Source organism: Micromonospora sp. NPDC052213 (genome assembly GCF_040679695.1).
Classification (GTDB): Bacteria; Actinomycetota; Actinomycetes; order Mycobacteriales; family Micromonosporaceae; genus Micromonospora.
Genome location: NZ_JBFAVI010000132.1, coordinates 1 through 20342 on the forward strand (window position 1 = coordinate 1; position 20342 = coordinate 20342).

Annotated in this window: 16 protein-coding genes; 6 read left to right on the plus strand and 10 right to left on the minus strand. The window is 73.7% G+C overall.

What is annotated here, in order from left to right:
- The 4 genes from AB0L34_RS25170 to AB0L34_RS25185 all read right to left on the minus strand — a co-directional run.
- The coding region (locus AB0L34_RS25170; RefSeq protein ID WP_363707144.1) for a TAXI family TRAP transporter solute-binding subunit at positions 1–953 on the minus strand (953 nt) is incomplete at its 3' end.
- 280 nt (positions 954–1233) lie between these two features.
- The gene (locus tag AB0L34_RS25175; protein ID WP_357451847.1) at positions 1234–1908 is read right to left on the minus strand and encodes a hypothetical protein; all 675 of its coding nucleotides are present in this window, start codon (positions 1906–1908) and stop codon (positions 1234–1236) included.
- Positions 1909–2009: 101 nt separating this feature from the next.
- On the minus strand, positions 2010–2807 hold the full coding sequence (yaaA, locus tag AB0L34_RS25180) for a peroxide stress protein YaaA (protein ID WP_363707120.1): 798 nt from the start codon (positions 2805–2807) through the stop codon (positions 2010–2012).
- A gap of 60 nt (positions 2808–2867) precedes the next feature.
- Positions 2868–4487: a hypothetical protein gene (locus tag AB0L34_RS25185; RefSeq protein WP_363707122.1), complete on the minus strand. Its 1620-nt coding sequence runs from the start codon at positions 4485–4487 to the stop codon at positions 2868–2870.
- Positions 4488–4623: 136 nt separating this feature from the next.
- On the opposite strand from AB0L34_RS25185, the gene AB0L34_RS25190 reads away from it, so the two are divergent.
- Positions 4624–5664, plus strand: a complete 1041-nt coding sequence (locus AB0L34_RS25190; RefSeq protein WP_357451855.1) for a phosphatase domain-containing protein — start codon at positions 4624–4626, stop codon at positions 5662–5664.
- 34 nt (positions 5665–5698) lie between these two features.
- Here AB0L34_RS25190 and glgB read toward each other — a convergent pair whose 3' ends face one another.
- Genes glgB through glgA form a run of 3 tightly spaced genes read right to left on the minus strand, consistent with a single transcriptional unit; the run spans position 5699 to position 11132 of the window.
- Entirely contained in the window at positions 5699–7801 is a 2103-nt protein-coding gene (gene glgB, locus AB0L34_RS25195) for a 1,4-alpha-glucan branching protein GlgB (protein ID WP_363707124.1), read from the minus strand.
- The gene (locus AB0L34_RS25200; protein ID WP_363707126.1) at positions 7789–9885 is read right to left on the minus strand and encodes a maltotransferase domain-containing protein; all 2097 of its coding nucleotides are present in this window, start codon (positions 9883–9885) and stop codon (positions 7789–7791) included. The genes glgB and AB0L34_RS25200 overlap by 13 nt, the downstream gene beginning before the upstream one ends.
- Positions 9886–9923: 38 nt before the next feature.
- Complete coding sequence (gene glgA, locus AB0L34_RS25205) at positions 9924–11132, minus strand: glycogen synthase (protein ID WP_363707128.1); 1209 nt, start codon at positions 11130–11132, stop codon at positions 9924–9926.
- 71 nt (positions 11133–11203) lie between these two features.
- Here glgA and glgC point away from each other — a divergent pair, with 71 nt between their 5' ends.
- Positions 11204–12436 (plus strand): glucose-1-phosphate adenylyltransferase, encoded by a 1233-nt coding sequence (gene glgC, locus AB0L34_RS25210; protein ID WP_350706479.1) that lies wholly within the window; start codon positions 11204–11206, stop codon positions 12434–12436.
- Positions 12433–14079, plus strand: a complete 1647-nt coding sequence (gene pgm, locus AB0L34_RS25215) for a phosphoglucomutase (alpha-D-glucose-1,6-bisphosphate-dependent) (protein ID WP_363707130.1) — start codon at positions 12433–12435, stop codon at positions 14077–14079. The genes glgC and pgm overlap by 4 nt, the downstream gene beginning before the upstream one ends.
- A 143-nt stretch (positions 14080–14222) precedes the next feature.
- Here the strand turns inward: pgm and AB0L34_RS25220 are convergent, their stop codons facing one another.
- Positions 14223–15152 (minus strand): NAD(+)/NADH kinase, encoded by a 930-nt coding sequence (locus AB0L34_RS25220; RefSeq protein WP_363707132.1) that lies wholly within the window; start codon positions 15150–15152, stop codon positions 14223–14225.
- Positions 15153–15188: 36 nt separating this feature from the next.
- Positions 15189–16199 (minus strand): hypothetical protein, encoded by a 1011-nt coding sequence (locus AB0L34_RS25225; RefSeq protein ID WP_363707134.1) that lies wholly within the window; start codon positions 16197–16199, stop codon positions 15189–15191.
- A 341-nt stretch (positions 16200–16540) separates the two neighbouring features.
- On the opposite strand from AB0L34_RS25225, the gene AB0L34_RS25230 reads away from it, so the two are divergent.
- Positions 16541–17269 (plus strand): acyltransferase, encoded by a 729-nt coding sequence (locus tag AB0L34_RS25230; protein WP_363707136.1) that lies wholly within the window; start codon positions 16541–16543, stop codon positions 17267–17269.
- On the opposite strand, the gene AB0L34_RS25235 is transcribed toward AB0L34_RS25230, so the two are convergent.
- Positions 17161–18441 carry a glycosyltransferase gene (locus AB0L34_RS25235; RefSeq protein WP_363707138.1) on the minus strand — a complete coding sequence of 427 codons (1281 nt, stop codon included), beginning with the start codon at positions 18439–18441 and terminating at the stop codon, positions 17161–17163. The genes AB0L34_RS25230 and AB0L34_RS25235 overlap by 109 nt on opposite strands.
- A 182-nt stretch (positions 18442–18623) precedes the next feature.
- Here AB0L34_RS25235 and AB0L34_RS25240 point away from each other — a divergent pair, with 182 nt between their 5' ends.
- Both AB0L34_RS25240 and AB0L34_RS25245 read left to right on the plus strand, forming a co-directional pair.
- Positions 18624–19703 (plus strand): glycosyltransferase, encoded by a 1080-nt coding sequence (locus tag AB0L34_RS25240; RefSeq protein WP_363707140.1) that lies wholly within the window; start codon positions 18624–18626, stop codon positions 19701–19703.
- Positions 19700–20342, plus strand: a 643-nt coding sequence (locus AB0L34_RS25245; protein ID WP_363707142.1) for a glycosyltransferase, incomplete at its 3' end; no start/stop codon positions are given. The genes AB0L34_RS25240 and AB0L34_RS25245, both read left to right, overlap by 4 nt.

A 20342-nucleotide genomic window follows, 5' to 3' on the forward strand; every position in this document is an offset into this window, starting at 1 on the left:
GGGGGGGGGGGGGGGGGGGGGGGGGGGGGGGGGGGGGGGGGGGGGGGGGGGGGGGCGGGGGGGGGGGGGGGGGGGGGGGGGGGGGGGGGCGGGGGGGGGCGCGCCCGGGGGCCGGGCCCCCCCCCCGGCCCCCCCCCCCCCCCCCCCGCGGCCAGCTCCTGCCGGCGTTCCATCAGCAGCCGGGTCACCTCCCGGACCAGCGCCTCCGGCAGGTCGGCCCGGACGATCAGGAAGTTCGGGTTGGCCACGGTGGTGACCGGGTCGGTGCCGTACACCGAGCGGGGGACGTCCCGGGAGACGTAGACCTGGGGATTGCTGCCGCGCAGCAGCTCGGTCCACTCGCCGAGGTCGACGATCCGGGTCGCGCTGTCGTCGGCGAGCTGTTTCACCGCGCTGACCGGCAGCCCGCCGGAGAAGAAGAAGGCGTCGATCGTGCCGGCCCGCAGCGCCGCCACCGAGTCGTCGAGGCCGAGCCGCTCCCGGTGCACCCGGTCGCCGCCCAGGCGCGCCACCTCCAGCAGCCGGGAGGCGGTGATCTCGGTGCCGGACCCGGGGGCGCCCACGGAGACCCGCCGCCCACGCAGGTCGGCCAGCGTGCGGACCGGCCCGCCGGCGGTGGTGACCAGGTGCAGCAGGTCGTCGTAGACCCGGGCGACCGCGACGACCGACGGGTGCGTCGCCGGCGCGGCCGGCAGCACGTCGGCCTGGGTGAAACCCAGCTCGGCCTCGCCCGAGCCGACCAGCCGGACGTTCTCCGCCGAGGCGGCGGTGACCACCACGCTGGCCTCGACGTTCGGCATCTCCCGGTTGAGGATGTCGGCCAGCGACCGGCCGAAGGCGTGGTAGACCGCCGTCGGGCTGCCGGTCGCGATCCGGATCCGCACCGGCGGCTCGGGGGAGTCCTGGCAGCCGGCGAGGCCGGGCAGCGTCACCACCAGCAGCAGCGACAGCAGCGCCGCCGGACGACCGGGGCGCGGGCGGCCAGGTCGGAACCAGGACGACGGGCGCACGGCGCGGGCGCGGCAGGACCGGGTTCGACTCACGGGCTGCACTCTGCGCCGCGCGGGCCGTCACCGCAACCCGAGGCCCACCGGTCGGACCACGGCCCGGCGTCGGGTCGACGGTGAGGATCAGTTCGCTGCGGTACGCGACCGAGGTCGGAACGGTGGCCCCGGGTGGTCCGCCGGTGCCCCGCCAGACGCGGACCGCGCGGTGGTCGTGGTCATCCGGCCATCATGCCGGCTCGGCCGCCCGGGCGGGCTCCAGCGCGGCGCTGTGCAGGATCCGCTCGCGGTCCGGGCCGTCGGCGACGCAGACCAGGAAGCACCCGGTGCCGGGGCGCAGCAGCGCCGGCACGTCCAGCAGAGCGGCCCCGCGCACCAGGACGGCGGCCAGCTCCCGGTCGGTGAGCCGGACGCCGAGGATGTGCCGGCGCACGTGCCGCCCCCCGGCGAGCAGGGCGGCCCGCCAGGCCGCCGCGGCCAGCCGGGGCCGCCACACCCGCCGCGCCGTCGACGCGCCGGGGACCGGGCCGCCCAGCAGCTCGCGCCGGCCCTGCCGCCAGCCGGCCTCCAGCGTCCGCGCGTACGCCGGCCGGTCCGCCGGGGGCACCGAGAGCCGGTGCAGCTCGTACCGGCGGCGCAGCCCGCCGACGGTCACCTCGTGCTCGATCGGGACGTCCAGCCGGCCGAGCAGTTGCCGGAACCGCAGGGCGGCCTCCTCCCGGTTGAACTCGACGGTCGCCGGGCGGTGGTGCGGCACCGGGCGGCGGGCGCCGGCGACGGCCGGCGGGGGCATGCAGCGCAGCAGGCAGGCGGCCTCGAACGCGTCGGCCAGGGTCAGCCAGTCCAGCGGCGGCGGGGTCGACGGGAGGCGCGGCCGGTCGAGCAGGATCGGTTCGGGAGCCAACTCAGGCACTCCTTGTCGGCGTCGGGGTCCCCCTACCGTGGCCCGAAGACGCCGACGGGGAAACCGATCCGCCCCAGCCTTGAGGAAATCTTGCGGCAGCCCTACAGCTCGGTGACGACCAGGTCGACCTGGCGTGGCCGGTGGGACGGCCCGGGCTGCTCCAGCACCGTGTACTTCAGGTCGCGCAGCGCCGACACCAGCCCGTCGGCCGAGCGCGGTCGGACGCCCGCGGTCAGCAGGTCCCGCACCAGCCGACCCTTGGTCGCCTTGTTGAAGTGGCTCACCACCGACCGGACGGGCACGCCGTCGACCTCCCGCTCGTGCAGCACCCGGACCGTCACGGTGCGGGCGGCCACCTCGCCACGGGGCGTCCAGGTGGCCGCGTACGCGCCGGAGCGCAGGTCGAGCACCGGCCCGGAGCCGGCCGCGGCGTCCATCGCCGGCGCGAGGGCCCGCCGCCAGTACGCCGACAGCGCGCCCACCCCCGGCAGCCGCGCCCCGACCGGGCAGCGGTAGGGCGGGATCCGGTCGGTGAGGCGTACCGCGCCCCAGAGGCCCGAGCTGATCAGCACCGACCGGCGGGCCGCCCGCGGCGCGGCCGGCGGGAGCGAGGCGAGGTCGAGCGCCTCGTAGAGCACGCCGGTGTAGAGCCGGTCGGCGGGGGCGGTGGCCGCCACCCGCAGCCGGGCGTTGCGCCGCAGCTCGCCGCGCTGGCCCTCGCTGAGCCCCAGCGCCGCCCGGGCCGCCTCCTCGTCGCCGCCGTCACTGAGCGCCACCAGCGCGGCCAGCACCTCCTCCCGGGCGCCGGTCAGCTCCGGCAGGGAGAGCCGGGCGAGGTCCAGCCGCCGGCCGGTGCCGGCGTCGGCCTTCCCCTCGGAGGGCGGCAGCAGGATGAGCATCGGGACTCCTCGCCTCGGCGCGGCGCCCGCGCGCCGGCCCGGCCAGCGTACGGCCCGTCCCTACCGCCACGGCCGCACCGGCGTCTCCGGGTGGTACACGCGATACCCGCCCACCTCGGCGAGCAGCGCCGCGTCGGCCCGGTCGCCGAGCAGCCGGCGCAGCCGCCGCTCCGCCGCCGAGTCGGCCGCCAGCACGTACCCGGGCCGGTCGGCCCGCCCCACCTGCCGCCAGTACGCGGAATAGCGGTTCTGCCCCGGGGTGAGTTCGCCGTCGAGCACCGCGCACACCACCGACTCGTCGGTGTTGAAGATCAGCCGGTTGCAGGTCCAGTAGTCCCCGTACACCTCGTGGGGGCCGCCCGCGCGGAGCCGGTCGGCCAGCTCGCGGGCCTGCCGCTCCTCGACCCGGGACGCCTCGGTGCCGGTGGCGGCGAACTGCACGGTGACCACCAGCATGGTCGCGGTCAGCGCGGCGAGCACGGCGGTGGCGAGCGCCCCGCCCAACCGGCCGAACGCCCCGACCGTGCCCCGCCAGCACGCGACCGCCGCCAGCCAGAGCGGCCACAGCACCGCCGGCAGGGAGAGCTGGAGGACCGACAGGTACCGGGCGTTGTCCAGCGGGCTGGTGGCGGCCAGCGGGCTGCGCACGTACGACAGCAGGGTCAGCGCCGCGCCCACGACCAGCGCGAGGTGCACCATCGGGCCGACCCGGCGGGCGGGCGGGGTGCCCGCGGCCCGGCGGTACGCGACCACGGCGAGCGCGGCGGCGACCACCAGCAGCAGCGGGTAGAGCAGGCCGAACCACCCCTGCCAGCGGGAGCAGCCGTCCACCGGGCAGAGTCCGGTGGCGAGCGGCACCCCCTCCAGCAGCCCGCCGTCGAGCCGCCGGCTCCACGGCGGCGGCGGCCCGGCCCGGGTGCTGACCTCGCGCAACACCGACAGCGAGTCCTCGCCGGGCGGGGCGACCAGGTTGTCCCGGATCATCGGCGCGATCCCGACGGCGAACCCGGCCAGCAGCAGCGCCCCGGCCCAGCCGAGCAGCTCCCGGCGGGCCACCCAGAGCAGCGCCAGCGCGGCCGCCCCCAGGTAGGGCAGGATCAGCCAGTCCGACCAGGCGGCCACCCCGGCGAGCAGGCCGAAGAGCCCGACGGCCAGCCGGCGGTGCCGCACGGTGCCCCGGGCGAGTCCCACCACGACCAGCAGCATCAGCAGCACGGCGACCTTGACCTCCGGGCGGCCGCCGACCACGGTCAACTGGTCCCGGACCACCCGCTCCCCGCCGAGGGCGAGCAGCCCGACGACGACGGCGGCGAACCAGGGCGAGCAGATCCGCCGGGTCAGCCGGTGGATCAGCCAGAGGAAGACGGCGTAGAGCACCAGCAGCGGCAGGCGCAGCAGCGGCCAGCTCGGCCCGGCGACCGCGATCAGCGGCGCGGCCAGGTAGGACTCCAGCACGCCCATGTAGCGCTGGCCGTAGAGGAAGACGGGCAGCTCGCGGCCCTGCGCGATGTGCAGCGCGACCAGCCCGAAGGTGGCCTCGTCGCTGTTGGAGACCGGCACCGTGTGCAGGGTCAGCACCAGCCGGTAGCCGACCCCGGCGAGCCCGAACAGCAGCGCGACGAGCGCCGGCCGGTCGAGCTGCGGGCGCCACCGCCCACGCTTGCGTACTGGTTGCGACACGACCAACGCCCCCGTCGTCGTCCCGACCGGAGTGTTACACGCCGCCGGGGCCGGGCGGGGCGGATCGGCGCAGCCGGCGGCCGGCGAAGATCGCCTCGCGTGGCCGAGGCCGCCGGGTTGTGGCAGGGTTGCTGACGTGCCACCCACTCCCGCCGGCCAGTTGGCCGTACCGAACCTGCACCGGGCCGCGCGGATCGAGGACGCCGTGCACGCGCTGGTCGAGCGTCGGCTGCGGCGCACCGGCTGGCGGACCAACATCATCGCGTACGCCGGTTACGGCGCGCCCGGTTGGGTGCGGGTGATGTGCCGGGTGCTGCTGGGACGGCCGGACACCCGCCAGCGGGGCCGGCTGGAGAAGGTCCGCGGCTGGCGCAGCTTCACCACGCTGCCGGCCAAGCACGTGACGGTGACCGTCGAGGCCGGCGGGGTGCGCCACGAGGCGCAGGCCGACCGCAGCGGCTTCGTCGACACCGTGGTCGAGGCGGACCTGCCGCCGGGGTGGGGCGCGGTGCGGATCAGCCTGCCGGACGCGGAGCCGGTCGAGGCGCCGGTGCGCATCCTCGACCCGGAGGTGCGCTTCGGCATCCTCTCCGACATCGACGACACGGTCATGGTGACCGCGCTGCCCCGCCCGCTGCTCGCGGCCTGGAACACCTTCGTCCTCGACGAGCACGCCCGGACGGCGGTGCCCGGCATGGCGGTGCTCTACGAGCGGCTGGCCACCGCGCACCCCGGCGCGCCGGTCTTCTACCTGTCGACCGGTGCCTGGAACGTCGCGCCGACGCTGACCCGGTTCCTGTCCCGGCACCTCTATCCGGCCGGGCCGCTGCTGCTGACGGACTGGGGGCCGACCGCGGACCGCTGGTTCCGCAGCGGCCGGGAGCACAAGCGGGTCACCCTGGCCCGGCTGGCGAAGGAGTTCCCGGACGTGAAGTGGCTGCTGGTCGGCGACGACGGGCAGCACGACCCGGAGATCTACCGCGAGTTCGCGGCCGCCCACCCGCAGAACGTGGCGGGGGTGGCGATCCGCCGGCTCTCGCCCACCCAGGCGGTGCTGGCCGGTAGCCTGCCCGGCCCGGCCGGCAGCTCCTCGGCCGGGCCGGTGGGGCAGAAGTGGCTCTCCGCGCCCGACGGCGCCGGCCTGTGGAAGCTGCTGCGCGACGCCGGCCTGGTCTGATTCCCGGTCGGCGACGCGCGACGGGGCCGGGCGCTCAGTCGTGGCGGAGCCAGAGCACGCCGAGCGGCGGCACCTGGAGCGCGGCGGACGCCGGCAGGCCGTGCCACGGCACGTCCTCGGCGTGCACCTCGCCCAGGTTGCCCACCCCCGACCCGCCGTAGTGGTGGGAGTCGGTGTTGAGCACCTCCGCCCAGGTGCCGCCGGCGGGCAGCCCGATGCGGTAGTCCGTCAGCGGCCGGGCGGAGAAGTTCGCCACGCAGACCAGGGTCGCGCCGTCGGGGGCGATCCGCACGAACGAGACGGTGTTGTTGGCGACGTCGTCCGCGGCGATCCACCGGAACCCGGCCGGGTCCGTGTCCTGCGCCCACAGCGCCGGGGTGTCCCGGTAGACGCGGTTCAGGTCGCCGACGAGGCGCTGCACGCCGGCGCGGGCCGGGTCGTGCAGCAGGTGCCAGTCGAGCCCCCGCTCCTCGCTCCACTCCCGGTCGTCGGCCAGCTCGCAGCCCATGAAGAGCAGTTGCTTGCCCGGGTGCGCCCACATGTACGCCAGCAGGGCGCGCACGGTGGCCAGCCGCTGCCAGGTGTCGCCGGGCATCTTGCCCGCGAGGGAACCCTTGCCGTGCACCACCTCGTCGTGGCTGATCGGCAGCACGTAGTTCTCGCTCCAGGCGTACGCCAGGGAGAACGTGAGCTGGTGGTGGTGATGCTGCCGGTAGATCGGGTCCTTCGAGGTGTAGAGCAGGGTGTCGTGCATCCAGCCCATGTTCCACTTGAAACCGAAGCCGAGCCCGCCGGCGTCGGTGGAGCGGGTGACCCCCGGCCAGGCGGTGGACTCCTCGGCGATCATCACCACCCCGGCGTGGTGCTTGTAGACCGTCGCGTTCACCTCCTGCATGAACGCGATCGCCTCCAGGTTCTCCCGGCCGCCGTACCGGTTCGGCAGCCACTGCCCCTCGGGGCGGGAGTAGTCCAGGTAGAGCATCGAGGCCACCGCGTCGACCCGCAGCCCGTCGACGTGGAACTGGTCGCACCAGTAGAGCGCGTTGGCGACCAGGAAGTTGCGCACCTCGCGGCGGCCGAAGTCGAAGACGTACGTGCCCCAGTCGGGGTGCTCGCCCCGGCGCGGGTCGGGGTGCTCGTAGAGGGGGGTGCCGTCGAAGCGGGCGAGAGCCCATTCGTCCTTGGGGAAGTGCGCCGGCACCCAGTCCAGGATCACGCCGACGCCGGCGGCGTGCAGCCGGTCCACGAGATAACGGAAGTCGTCCGGGTCGCCGAACCGGGACGTCGGCGCGAAGTATCCGGTGACCTGGTAGCCCCAGGAGCCGCCGAACGGGTGCTCCATCACGGGCAGGAACTCCACGTGCGTGAAGCCCAGCCCGGTGACGTACGCGGTCAGCTCCTCGGCCAGCTCCCGGTAGCCCAGCCCGGGACGCCAGGAGCCCAGGTGCACCTCGTAGACGCTCATCGGCTCCTGGTGCGGCTGCCGCCGGGCCCGCCGCTCCAGCCAGGCGGCGTCGCCCCACTCGTACGTGGACCGGTGCACCACCGACGCGGTGGCCGGCGGCACCTCGGCGTACGCCGCCAGGGGGTCGGCCTTGTCCCGCCAGTGCCCGTCGGCGCCGAGGATCCGGTACTTGTAGCGGGCGCCGGCCGAGGCGCCCGGGACGAAGACCTCCCACACCCCGCTGGCGCCGAGCGAGCGCATCGGCCAGCCGTCGTCCGGGGCCCAGCCGGTGAAGTCGCCGACGACCCGGACGCCGCGCGCGTTCGGCGCCCAGACGGCGAACGCGACGCCCTCGTCGTGGACCCGGGCGCCGAGGGCCTCCCAGAGCCGCTCGTGCCGGCCCTCGCCGATCAGGTGCAGGTCCAGCTCGCCCACGGTGGGCGGGTAGCGGTACGGGTCGTCGTGCACCCGGCCGTCGACCTCGATCCGGTAGTCGAGCACCTCGCCCGGCACCGTGGCCTCGAACACGCCGGCGTCGTGCACGCGGCGCATCGGGTGCCGCCGGCCGTCGACGAGGACGGCGACGCCGGCGGCGTCGCGGCGCAGCGTGCGGACGACCGTCCGCCCGTCGGCCGGGTGCGCGCCGAGGACGGCGTGCGGGTCGTGCGTCGCGCCGGCGATCAACTCGTCCATCGGGGATCGTCCTCCTGCGCTCCAACGGTGGGGGCGGTGCCGCCCGAGAGGTCGTCGGGAACGTTCTCGACGGTCAGGCCCTGCGCCGCCGGCGCCTGTGCCGCCGGGCCGGCCGGCGGAGCGGGCCGCCGCACGGTCAGCACGTGCGCGGGTTGCAGGTACGGGTCGAGACGCACCGCGTTGTGCTGCCCCCAGTCGTAACTGGCGCCGGTCAGCTCGTCGTACACCGTGAACCGGTCGTGCCAGTCGAGGCCGAGCGCCGGCATGTCCAGCGTGGTGTTGCCCCACTGCACGCCCTGCGCGTCGAACGAGCAGACCACGACGACGGTGTTGCCGGTGTCCGGGTCGTGTTTGGACCAGCAGAGCAGCGCCGGGTTGTCGATCTCGTGGAAGCGCAGGTTGCGGAGCTGGTGCAGGGCGGGGTTCTCCCGGCGTACCCGGTTGAGGGTGGCGATGAACGGCGCCAGGGAGCGGCCCTGCGCCTGCGCGCCCGCCCAGTCCCTCGGGCGCAGCTCGTACTTCTCGCTGTCGAGGTACTCCTCGACGCCGGGGCGGGCCACGTGCTCGAACAGCTCGTAGCCGGCGTACATGCCCCAGGAGGGGGAGAGCAGCGCGGCCAGCACGGCCCGGATCTTGAACATGGGCGGGCCGCCGTGCTGCAACGAGGAGTGCAGGATGTCCGGCGTGTTCGGCCAGAAGTTGGGTCGCATGTGGTCGGCCGCCGCGACCAGTTCCTCGCAGTACGCCCGCATCTCGGCTGCCGAGGTGCGCCACGTGAAGTACGTGTACGACTGGGTGAAGCCGATCTTGCCCAGGCCGTGCATGATCGCCGGCCGGGCGAACGCCTCGGCGAGGAAGAGCACGTCCGGCTCGACCTTCTTCACCTCGCCGATCAGCCAGTGCCAGAAGTCGACCGGCTTCGTGTGCGGGTTGTCCACCCGGAAGATCCGGATGCCCTCGCCCACCCAGTGCAGCACCACCCGCAGGATCTCCGCCCGGATGCCCTCCGGGTCGTTGTCGAAGTTCAGCGGGTAGATGTCCTGGTACTTCTTCGGCGGGTTCTCCGCGTACGCGATGCTGCCGTCGGCCCGCGTGGTGAACCACTCCGGGTGCTCCGTCACCCACGGGTGGTCCGGCGCGCACTGCAACGCCAGGTCCATCGCCACCTCCAGGCCCTGCTCGGCGGCGGCGGCGACGAAGTCCCGGAAGTCCTCCGGCGTACCCAGGTCGGGGTGGATGGCGTCGTGGCCGCCCTCGGCGGAGCCGATCGCCCACGGCGAGCCGACGTCGTCCGGCCCCGCGGTCAGCGAGTTGTTGCGGCCCTTGCGGTTGACCCGGCCGATCGGGTGGATCGGCGGCAGGTAGAGCACGTCGAAGCCCATCGCGGCGACGCCCGGCAGGCGCTCGGTGGCGGTGGCGAACGTGCCGGAGCGGGCCGGCGCGTCGACGGTGGCCGGGACGGCCCCCTCGGAACGGGGGAAGAACTCGTACCAGGCGGAGAAGAGCGCGCGGGGGCGGTCCACCCAGAGCCGGTGCTCCTCGCCGGTGGTGACCAGCTCCCGGACCGGGTGCTCCCAGAGCAGGCCGGCCAGCTCCAGCGCCGGAGCGACCCGCCGGGGCAACGGCAGCCGGTCGTCGCGCAGCGCCGCCACCGCCGCCGACACCCGGTCGACGTCGCCCCCCGGCACCAGCGCGGCGGCGGCCGTCAGCACCCGGGCGCCCTCGGCGAGGTCGTTGGCCAGCTCCGCCGGCCCCTGGCCGGCGGCGAGCTTCTTGGTGACCGCGTTCTGCCAGGTCAGGTAGGGATCCTGGAACGCCTCGACGGTGAACACCCACTCGCCGACCGCGTCCGGGCGGATGACCGCGTGCCAGCGGTCCTGGCCGGGCTCGCCGGGGCGCATCCGGGTGAACGGCCGGGCCCGCCCGTCGGGGCCCAGCCACACCACGTTGCAGCCGAGCGCGTCGTGCCCCTCCCGGTAGGCGCGGGCCGACACCGGCACGGGCTCGCCCACCACCGCCTTGGCCGGGTAGCGACCGCAGGAGACGACGGGGGAGACGTCTTCGATCGGAAACCGTCCAGTCACCCCGCCAACCTACTGCGCGAGATCAGTTCCCGCGCGGCTCAGCCGGCGGCGCCCACCGACCGGTACACCTCCAGCGTCCGCCGCGCCACGGCGTCCCAGGAGAACTGCTCGACGGCCCGTCGCCGGCCGGCGAGCCCGAACTCCGTGGCGCGCCCCGGGTCGGCCAGCGCCTCGTTGACCCTGGCCGCGAGGTCGGCGACGAACCGACCCGGGTCCAGCGGCCGGCCGGAGCCGTCGGCGGCCTGCTCGATCGGCACCAGCAGCCCGGTCCCGCCGTCGACGACCACCTCCGGGATGCCGCCCGTCGCGGTGGCCACCACCGCCGTCTCGCAGGCCATCGCCTCCAGGTTCACGATGCCCATCGGCTCGTAGACCGACGGGCAGACGAAGACCGTGGCGTGCGTGAGCACCTGGATCACCTCGTGCTTGGGCAGCATCTCGGCCACCCAGACGACGCCCGAGCGGCCCGCCCGCAGCTCGGCCACCAGGGCCTCCACCTCGGCGGCGATCTCCGGGGTGTCCGGCGCGCCGGCGAGCAGCACCAGCTGGGCGTCGGCGGGCAGGTCGCGCGCCGCGCGCAGCAGGTAGGGCAGCCCCTTCTGCCGGGTGATCCGCCCGACGTACACCACGCTCGGGCGGGCCGGATCGATGCCGAGCCGCTCCACCACGTCGGTGCCGTGGTCCGGGGAGTACTCGTCGGTGTCGATGCCGTTGTAGACCACCCGGACCCGGTCCGGGTCCACCGCCGGGTAGGCGGTCAGCACGTCGCGCCGCATCCCCTCGCTGACCGCGACGACCGCGTCGGCGGCCTCGAAGGCCGTGCGCTCACACCAGGACGAGAGCGCGTAGCCGCCGCCGAGCTGCTCGGCCTTCCACGGCCGCAGCGGCTCCAGGCTGTGCGCGGTCACCACGTGCGGCACGCCGTGCAGCAGCTTCGCGGTGTGCCCGGCCAGGTTGGCGTACCAGGTGTGGCTGTGCACCACGTCGGTGCCGGCGCACGCCGCCGCCATCTCCAGATCCACGCCCATCGTCCGCAGCGCGGCGTTCGCGCCGCGAAGGCCCGCCGGTTCGGCGTACGCGGTGACGCCCGGCTCGGTGCGCGGCGCGCCGAAGCAGTGCACCCGCACGTCGGCGAGCCGGCGCAGCTCGCGGGCCAGGTACTCCACGTGCACCCCGGCGCCGCCGTACACCTCGGGCGGGTACTCCCGGGTCAACAGGTCGACGCGAAGCTGTGCGGAGTCCGTCATTCCCGGCACCCTAGTGCAGAAGTGTGCCCGTACGAGTGGTGAAGTCCCCGGCGGATGGTTAGCGTCGGAACATGGCTGCCAAGGTGCTCGCGATCGTCCTGGCCGGCGGGGAGGGCAAGCGCCTGATGCCGCTCACCACGGACCGGGCCAAGCCGGCCGTCCCGTTCGGCGGGATGTACCGCATGGTCGACTTCGTCCTCTCCAACCTGGCGAACGCCGGCTATCTGAAGATCGTCGTGCTGACCCAGTACAAGTCGCACTCGCTGGACCGGCACATCACCAAGACGTGGCGGATGTCGACGCTGCTCGGCAACTACGTCACCCCCGTGCCGGCGCAGCAGCGGCGCGGCCCGTGGTGGTTCGCCGGCTCCGCCGACGCGATCTACCAGAGCTTCAACCTGATCAACGACGAGCAGCCGGACCACGTGATCGTCTTCGGCGCCGACCACATCTACCGGATGGACCCGCGGCAGATGGTGGAGGACCACATCGCCTCCGGCGCCGGGGTCACCGTGGCCGGCATCCGGCAGCCGCTGTCGACGGCCGACCAGTTCGGCGTGATCGAGGTCGGCGAGGACGGCCGGCGGATCCGGGCGTTCCGCGAGAAGCCCACCGACGCGGTCGGCCTGCCCGACGCCCCCGACCAGATCTACGCCTCGATGGGCAACTACGTCTTCAGCACGAAGGCGCTCTGCGAGGCCGTCGAGCGCGACGCGGAGGACAAGACCAGCAAGCACGACATGGGCGGCAGCATCATCCCGATGCTCGTCGAGCGGGGCGAGGCCAACGTCTACGACTTCCGCGACAACGAGGTGCCGGGCAGCACCGACCGGGACCGCGGCTACTGGCGCGACGTGGGGACGCTCGACTCCTTCTACGACGCCCACATGGATCTGATCAACGTCCACCCGGTGTTCAACCTCTACAACTTCGAGTGGCCGATCTACACCGAGCAGCCGCCGTACCCGCCGGCGAAGTTCGTGCACCAGTGGGGCGAGCGGGTCGGCCGGGCGGTCGGCTCGATGGTCTCGCCCGGCGCGGTGATCTCCGGCTCGCTCGTGGAGAACTCGGTCGTGTCGCCGAAGGTGAAGGTGCACTCCTGGGCCCACGTGGACGGCGCGGTGCTGATGGAGGGGGTGGACATCGGCCGGCACGCGGTCGTCCGCCGGGCCATCCTCGACAAGAACGTGGTCGTGCCCGAGGGGGCCGAGATCGGCGTCGACCTGGAGAAGGACCGGCAGCGCTACACCGTCTCGGACAACGGCATCGTGGTGATCGGCAAGGGACAGAAGGTGGAACCGTGAGCAGTCATCCCCGGGCCGGCAAGCCCGCCCAGCCCGCCGACCTGGTCGACGTGCCGCGGCTGGTGACCGCCTACTACGCCGAGCACCCCGACCCGCAGGACCCGGCGCAGCAGGTCTCCTTCGGCACGTCCGGGCACCGCGGGTCGAGCCTGCGCAACGCGTTCAACTCCGACCACATCCTCGCGGTCACCCAGGCGCTCTGCGACTACCGCCGGGAGCGGGGCCTGGACGGCCCGCTGTTCGTCGGCCGCGACACCCACGCCCTCTCCGCCCCGGCCGCGGTGGACGCGCTGGAGGTGCTCGCCGCCAACGAGGTCACCGTGCTACTGGACAGCCGGGACGGCTACACGCCCACCCCGGCGGTGTCGCACGCCATCCTCACCCACAACCGGGGGCGCACCAGCGGGCTGGCCGACGGCATCGTGATCACCCCGTCGCACAACCCGCCCGACGACGGCGGCTTCAAGTACAACCCCACCCACGGCGGGCCGGCGGACACCGACGTCACGAAGTGGATCCAGGACCGGGCCAACGCCATCCTGGCCGACGGGCTCAAGGAGGTCCGCCGGATCCCCTACGCGCGGGCCCGCGCCGCCGACACCACCGGGTCGTACGACTTCCTCGCCGGCTACGTCGACGACCTGCCGGCGGCGATCGACGTCGACGCGATCCGCGACGCCGGGGTGCGCATCGGCGCGGACCCGCTCGGCGGGGCGAGCGTCGCCTACTGGGGCGAGATCGCGCAGCGGCACCGGCTGGACCTGACCGTGGTCAACCCGACCGTCGACCCCACCTGGCGGTTCATGACCCTGGACGGGGACGGCAAGATCCGGATGGACTGCTCGTCGCCGAACGCGATGGCCTCGCTGATCGCGGCCCGCGCCGACTACCAGGTCTCCACCGGCAACGACGCCGACGCCGACCGGCACGGCATCGTCACCCCCGACGGCGGCCTGATGAACCCCAACCACTACCTCGCGGTGGCGATCGCCCACCTGTTCCGCACGCGGACGAACTGGGGCCCGGCCGCCGCGGTCGGCAAGACCCTGGTCTCCTCCTCGATGATCGACCGGGTCGCCGCCGACCTGGGTCGCCCGCTGCTGGAGGTGCCGGTCGGCTTCAAGTGGTTCGTCCCCGGGCTGCTCGACGGCGCGGTCGGCTTCGGCGGCGAGGAGAGCGCCGGCGCGTCGTTCCTGCGCCGCGACGGGGGCACCTGGACCACCGACAAGGACGGCATCCTGCTCTGCCTCCTCGCCGCCGAGATCATCGCCACCACCGGCCGCACTCCGAGCGAGCACTGGGCGGAGCTGGCCGAGCGCTTCGGCGCGCCCGCGTACGCCCGGATCGACGCGCCGGCGACCCGGGAGCAGAAGGCGGTGCTCGGCAAACTCTCGCCGGAGCAGGTGACCGCCACCGAGCTGGCCGGCGAGCCGATCACCGCGACCCTCACCGCCGCGCCGGGCAACGGCGCGCCGATCGGCGGGCTCAAGGTCACCACCGACTCCGGCTGGTTCGCCGCCCGGCCGTCCGGCACCGAGGACGTCTACAAGATCTACGCCGAGTCGTTCCAGGGGCCGAAGCACCTGGAACGCATCCAGCAGGAGGCGAAGGACCTGGTGACCGAGGTGCTCAAGCGGGCCTGAGCGCGGGTCAGTCCGCGGCCGGGTCGCGGGAGATCAAAGAGATCGACGGCGTTACCGCCGGGTGGCGGAACGGAGGATCCTGGCGGAGAGCCGCCCCCGCGAGGGCGCATCCGTACCCGGTTCCTCCGGCACCCGGCGCCGGTTCAGCGCGGTGGGAGGAGTTCGCGGCGGTTGAGCTGCTCGCGCAGCCCCTCCGGCAGCAGCTCGCGAAGCTGCTCGGGCAGCAGTGGCAGGTCCAGCAGGCTGAGCTTCAGCTGGTTGCGCTCCTGGTAGCGGCGGGGGTCCAGCCGTACCACCAGCCCCGCCTCCCGGCGGTAGCTGATGTCGATCGCCCCCTCGGTGGCCGCCTCCCGGATCACCAGCCCGTCCATCTCCACCGCCACCGGGGCGGAGCCCGGCGTCAGCTCCAACCGGATCTTCTCCTCCGGGGAGAGGATCACCGAGCGGGAGATGCCGGCCATCGGCGCCGACGGGGTGACCACCACCGCCTGCGTGGCCGGGGAGACCAGTGGGCCGCCCGCCGCGTAGCTGTACGCGGTCGAGCCGGTCGGGGTACTCACCACCAGCGCGTCGCAGCGGTAGTAGCCGTAGCGCTGGCCGTCCACGGCGAGGGTCGCCGTCACGAACCCGGAGCCGGGCTGGCGGACCAGCGCGACGTCGTTGAACGCGACGATGCCGTCCCCGCAGACGTCGCAGGCCAGACAGCTGTGCGCCTCCACCGTGAAGTCCTTGTTGGCGAGCCGGTCCAGCGCCTCCGGCAGATCCGGCGGCTCCACCTCCACCAGGAAGCCGAGCTTGCCCAGGTGCACCCCGAGCACCGGCTTCGGGTTACGCACCACGGACCGGAGCGCCCCGAGCATCGTGCCGTCTCCGCCGATGCTGATCAGTGCGCTCACCCGCTCGGCCAGTTCCTCGGCGGGCATCGCCTCCACCGTCGCCGGCACCCGGTGCCGGTCCTCGGTGCGCACGACGAGGCCCGTGTGGTGCCGGGCCGCCCAGTCGGCGATGATCGAGACGATCCCGGTGGCGTCCCGCGTCGGGTGCAGCGCCAGCCCGAGCAGGGTGCGGTCCATGGCTACAGCTCACCACATCCGGCCGGGCGCTGCCGGTCACCGGGCCAGATGCCGCGCGATCGCCTCGCTGAAGACCGCCTCGATGTCGCATCGCTCCTGGACTGGCCGCCAGCTGCCGCCGTCGCGCAGGTGGTAGTGGGTCGACTCCTCGGCGGTTACGGTCCCGAAGTGCAGACACTGGAACTCGATGAGGTGGAACTGGGCGCCGTCGAAGCCGATGTCCAGCGAGACGAGCGGGGTGCCAATGGTGTCCGCCACCTGCTCGGCGTAGTCGAGCAGGGCTCCGCGGTCCACGCCCCCGTCGCTGTGGAAGTCGAAGTCGCCACTTCCGCTCGCTCGGAAGTCGCCGGCACGGTTGCGGCGGTAGAGCGTGTAGTAGCGCTCACCGAGCCGCAGCACCTTGAAGTCGCCGGCCAGTCCTGGGATGAAGTCCTGCACCACGAACTTTTGCCGGTGCAGCGAGTGGGGGTGGTGCTCACGCCGCAGAGCGCGCTTGACGTGCTCCCGTACCCCTGCCCGCAGGTCGGCGACCCGGCTGAAGCGTCGCGCCACGCGGGTCAGTTCCGCGTGGCCGGCCGCCAAGGCGACGTACGCCGACCCCGCGCCGTACGCCGACTTGACCACCTTCGGCCACGGCCCGTCGAGGGAGGTGGACGCCAACTCCTCGAGCGTGCCGAAGGTACGGGTGTGCAGCCTGGCCGCTTCCTTCGGGAAGAGCTGGAAGCGCAGTGCCTCCATCATCGCCTTGTTGTGGTGCGCGCGCAGGAAGCGGTAGCTCGGGATGGTCCTCGCCCCGGCCGTCTCCAGAGCGAGGACGAGGTCCTCGATCCAGCTTTTGTAGAGCAGTCCGGCATCCTCGGAGGAGGTGTAGAGCACGGGAACGCCCTGGAGGTCCGCGCCAAGGTCCAGTTCGGCCAGCGGAATCACCTCCGGGTGCAGCCCGGCGTCACTGAGGCGCCGGCACACCCGCTCGACGTCCATGGTGCACCGGCCGTGGCGGGTGCGGGCCGTCGAATAGAACGTGCCCCGGTAATCGGTCAGGATCAAAACTCTGGCCATACCGCATTTTGGGTCACGGAGTTGTTGCGGGGAGTGATAATCGTCGGCATGGCGCGAGGTCAGGCGGGTTGGACCGGGGCCACCGGGGCCGGTTGTCTCCTCGCGCGTCACCCGTTCGAGGGCCGCGTTCAGCCATCCGATGGATCCAGGCCGGGGCGGCCGGCTATCCGGACGACCTGGCGCCGCCGCCCTCAGATCACAACGACATCCGAGGTGGACGACAGGTTGAGCAGGTATCGGGATCTTGGTCATGGCCTGGGCGTCGTCGGCTACCCGTCGGCTCCGGGGGAAGTTGCGGCGGACCGGCCGCTGCGGTCGACGCCGGCACGGTGGCGAGCGACGACAGGGAGCATGGCCTGATGCGTGTGGACAAGAGGCGGCCTGGTCGCGTCCTCGGTCCGGTGGCGCGGCTGGTCGACCGGGTCATCACCACTGGCTCGCGGGCCCGTCGGGCGATACACGGGCTGGCTGTGGCTGACCGGTTCGGCGCGCGGGGTGACGGATTCGTGTTTGATCCGGATGGCGTCTACACCTTCGAGACGATCGAGGTGGGGCGCAACGTGGACCTCGGGCACCGTCCGGTGATCATGGCTGCCCGGTCCCGAATACGAATCGGCGACAACGTGATGTTCGGTCCGGAGGTCACCATCCGGGGCGGCAACCACCGGGTGGACCAGATCGGCGTACCGATGATCGCGGCCACGAAGGGGCCGGGCGACGAGGACCACGATCGTGGTGTGGTGATCGGCGATGACGTCTGGATCGGTACCCGGGCGGTCATCCTGCATGGGGTTACTGTCGGGCGCGGTGCGGTTATCGGGGCCGGTGCGGTCGTCACCCGGTCGGTGCCGCCGTACGCGATCGTGGCCGGCAGCCCGGCCCGGGTGGTCCGGCTACGCTGGCCGGTCGAGACGATCACCGCCCACGAGCGCGCCCTCTATCCCCCGGATCAGCGGCTGACAGTGGCCGAGTTGGCTTCGCTTACCGAGCTCGCCGTGCCGGAGCCGCGCCCCGCGCCGGCGACGAAGTCGCTCACGGCCGGTGCCCAGGAGCGGTAGTCGAAGTCCCTCGCCCGATCCCGGGCAGCCTGGCTCATCCGCCGCCACTCGTCGTCGTCCAGGGCGAGCGCCCGCAGCAGGCCGTCGCGGACGTCGTCGGGGGTCGGTCCAGTCAGCACCAGCCCTTCGCGCCCCTCCGCGATGTACCGGGCGAGGTCACTCGTGTGGTTCAGCAGCACTGGGCACCCGGCGGCCAGGCTCTCCGGCACCTTCGACGGGAAGCCCGCCCTCGAGTATCCGACATCGGGGCGGACGAGGACCGAGAAGTGTGCGCCGCCCAGCTCGGCCAGGACGCGCTCACGCGGCACCCGGCCCAGGAAGGTGATCTGCCCGGCGAGGTCCTCTAGGCAGTGGGCGTCCAGGTCGGACAGACTGACGGCCTGGTCGCGGGTCATGCCGGCGATCGTCAGACGGACCCGGTCACGCACCGCCGCGGGCAACCGCCGGATCCCCTCCACCACGACGGCCAGCAGGTCCTTGGCACCGGCGGTGCCGGCGTAGATCAGGCGCAGGCCGCCCTCCAGCGAGGGCGGCGCGGGGGACGCGTAACCGGCGCAGTCGACCTGCGGAGGTACCACGAGTGTGGGGCGCCGGTGAGCGAAGTCGCCGTGGAGCGCGGTGGAGATCGCGATGATCCGGTCGGCCAGCCGGGCCGCGAGCAACGCATGCCACCGGTGTCGGACGAAATGTGGGTTGAGTCGGCCCCGGCCGAACTGCTGCGTGTCGTGCCGCTCCATTACGTCGACGGTGACCGGACGGCGCACCACGAGCCGAAGAACCACCCAGGTGGTCAGATTCCACAGCCCCAGCGGCAGGAGGACACCGTTCAGGTCGGCCCGTCGTACGCCGGCCCGGCGCAGTGCGGCGAGTACCCGAAGCGGGCGGCGCTGGCGGTGCCACCAGCGGGCCAGCTTGCCTCCCCTGCTCGGCCGGAGAGTCAGGAGCTTGACCTCCGCCGGCAGCGGCGGATCCACGGGTGGCCGGGTCCCGTCGGCGGGCCAGTCGTTGACCACCACGACGGTGGCACCGGGTGGAGTCGCCGAACGGGCCAGGTGCAGCAGCCGGTTGGACATGGCATCGCCGTGCGGAAACCGGTACGCCGCCAGCGCGAGAAGGCGGGGAGTGCCGGGGCCGACCGGGTCGAGCAGGTCCGCCACCGATGGCTGGAACATGAGCTTCCCCGTTCGACGGAATTATTCCTTTTAATCCGATATCGCCCGATAGTCTAGGTCACCGATGTCGCCCCGTCGCCGCTTTCCACGCCGGAACGCGTCGGATTGGAGTTCCTGTGCGCCCGAGCATCGCCGTCGCTGGTCTCGACCATTCGCCACCCGCCGCTCGCACCCGCCCGGTCGTGGTCCAGCACTCCGCCGGACGGCCGGGAGCGAACGGCCCCCTGACCGTCGTCGAGCGGGTGCTTGCCTCCCGGCTCGGCGACGAGTACGACTTCGTGCGGATGCACCAGGACCGGGGCAACGGCGGCCTCGACGTGTCGCTGCTCCGCGAGTGGGTGGCGCTGCTGCGCCGCCTCCGGCCGGACCTGGTGCACGTCCGGGGGCTGCAGAACGAAGGCTTTCACGGCGTCCTCGCCGCACGCCTGGCCCGCTGCCCGCGGATCCTGGTCACGGTGCACGGCACCGTCCGCGATCTGCGTCAGGGCGGCCGGCCGCTGCGGCGTGGGCTGTTGGTGCACGGCGCGGAGCCGTTCACCCTGCGGGCGGCCACCCACGTCGCGACCGTCTGCGAATACGCCGCGGGACGGGACTTCCTGCGTGGTTGCCGGGACCGGTTCGTCGGGGTGATCCCGAACGGTGTGCTGGTGCCGGAGAAGCCCGGCCCCCGCGCCCGGGTCCGCGGCGAACTCGGCCTACGGCCCGACGACGTCGTGATGATCGCGGTCGCCAGACTGACCTGGGAGAAGGGCTACGGAGTGCTCGCCGATGCCCTGCGCCGGTTGCCGGCCGCCGCCGGTCGCCGGGTGCTGCTCGTGGCCGGGGACGGTCCGGACCGCCCCGCGATCGCCGAGGCGCTGGGCGCCGCCGCCGTGGCAGGCCCCGACGCGCTCGACGTGCGCCTGCTCGGCTCCCGAGCCGACGTCCCGGATCTGCTGGCCGCCGCCGACCTGTTCGTCTTCCCGACGCTGCACGAGAACCTGTCCAACGCGCTCCTGGAGGCAATGGCCCACGGGCTGCCGGTGGTGGCGAGCGCGGTCGGAGGCAACGTGGAGGTGCTGCGCGACGGAGCCGGTGTGCTCGTGCCCGCCGGCGATCCGCAGGCTCTCGCCGACGCCCTGGCCACCCTGGTGGCCAGCCTGACCGCCCGGGTCGAACTCGGTGTCCGGGCGCGCGGCCGGGTCCGCGAGCGGTACAGCCTCGACCACATGCTTGACAACCTCGACGGGGTTTACCGCCGGATCCTGGCGGTGGGCCGGTGACGGCTCCGCACGGCACCCGGGTGACGCTGCTCGGGTTCACCGTGCCGGACGACGTGCTCGCGGACGTCACCGCACGCGACGCCGTGCACGCCACCCAGACCCACACCCTCGCCTGGGGGCTGGTGGCCGCGATGCGCGCCGCGGGTTGCCGCGTGAGCCTCCTCTCCGCCGCGCCCGTCTCCACCTGGCCGCGCAACCGCCGGCTGGTGTTCCGCAGCGGACGGTTGCACCACGACGGGGTCGAGGGCCGGCTGCTGGGCTTCGTCAACGTGCTCGGCGTCAAGCACCTGACGCGCTTCGTCGCCGCCCGTCGGTGGCTGGCCGCTTCGCCAGGCGCGGGAGAGGTGTTGCTCGTGCACGGCGTGCACGCCCCGTTCCTGTGGGCCGGTGTGCTGGCCTCGTGGCGGCGCGGGGTGCGGGTCGTACCCGTGCTCACCGACCCGCCGGGCGTCGCCCTTCCTACCGACGGGCGGTTGGTGCGGCTGCTGCGCCGGCTCGACGTCGCCCTGGTCCGGGCCGCGTTGCGTCGCTGCGCCGGGGTGATCGCGCTGACCGGGCCACTCGCCGAGGACTTCGCGCCCGGGCGTCCCCACCTGGTCATGGAGGGGATCTTCCATCCGCCCGCCGGAGTCCGCCCCC

Excerpts from the sequence above, each read along its gene's own strand:
- AB0L34_RS25220 (WP_363707132.1), bottom strand. The coding sequence starts at position 15,152 with ATGGACCGCACCCTGCTCGGGCTGGCGCTGCACCCGACGCGGGACGCC.
- yaaA (WP_363707120.1), bottom strand. The coding sequence starts at position 2,807 with ATGCTCATCCTGCTGCCGCCCTCCGAGGGGAAGGCCGACGCCGGCACC.
- AB0L34_RS25235 (WP_363707138.1), bottom strand. The coding sequence starts at position 18,441 with ATGTTCCAGCCATCGGTGGCGGACCTGCTCGACCCGGTCGGCCCCGGC.
- glgB (WP_363707124.1), bottom strand. The coding sequence starts at position 7,801 with ATGGACGAGTTGATCGCCGGCGCGACGCACGACCCGCACGCCGTCCTC.
- glgA (WP_363707128.1), bottom strand. The coding sequence starts at position 11,132 with ATGACGGACTCCGCACAGCTTCGCGTCGACCTGTTGACCCGGGAGTAC.
- glgC (WP_350706479.1), top strand. The coding sequence starts at position 11,204 with ATGGCTGCCAAGGTGCTCGCGATCGTCCTGGCCGGCGGGGAGGGCAAG.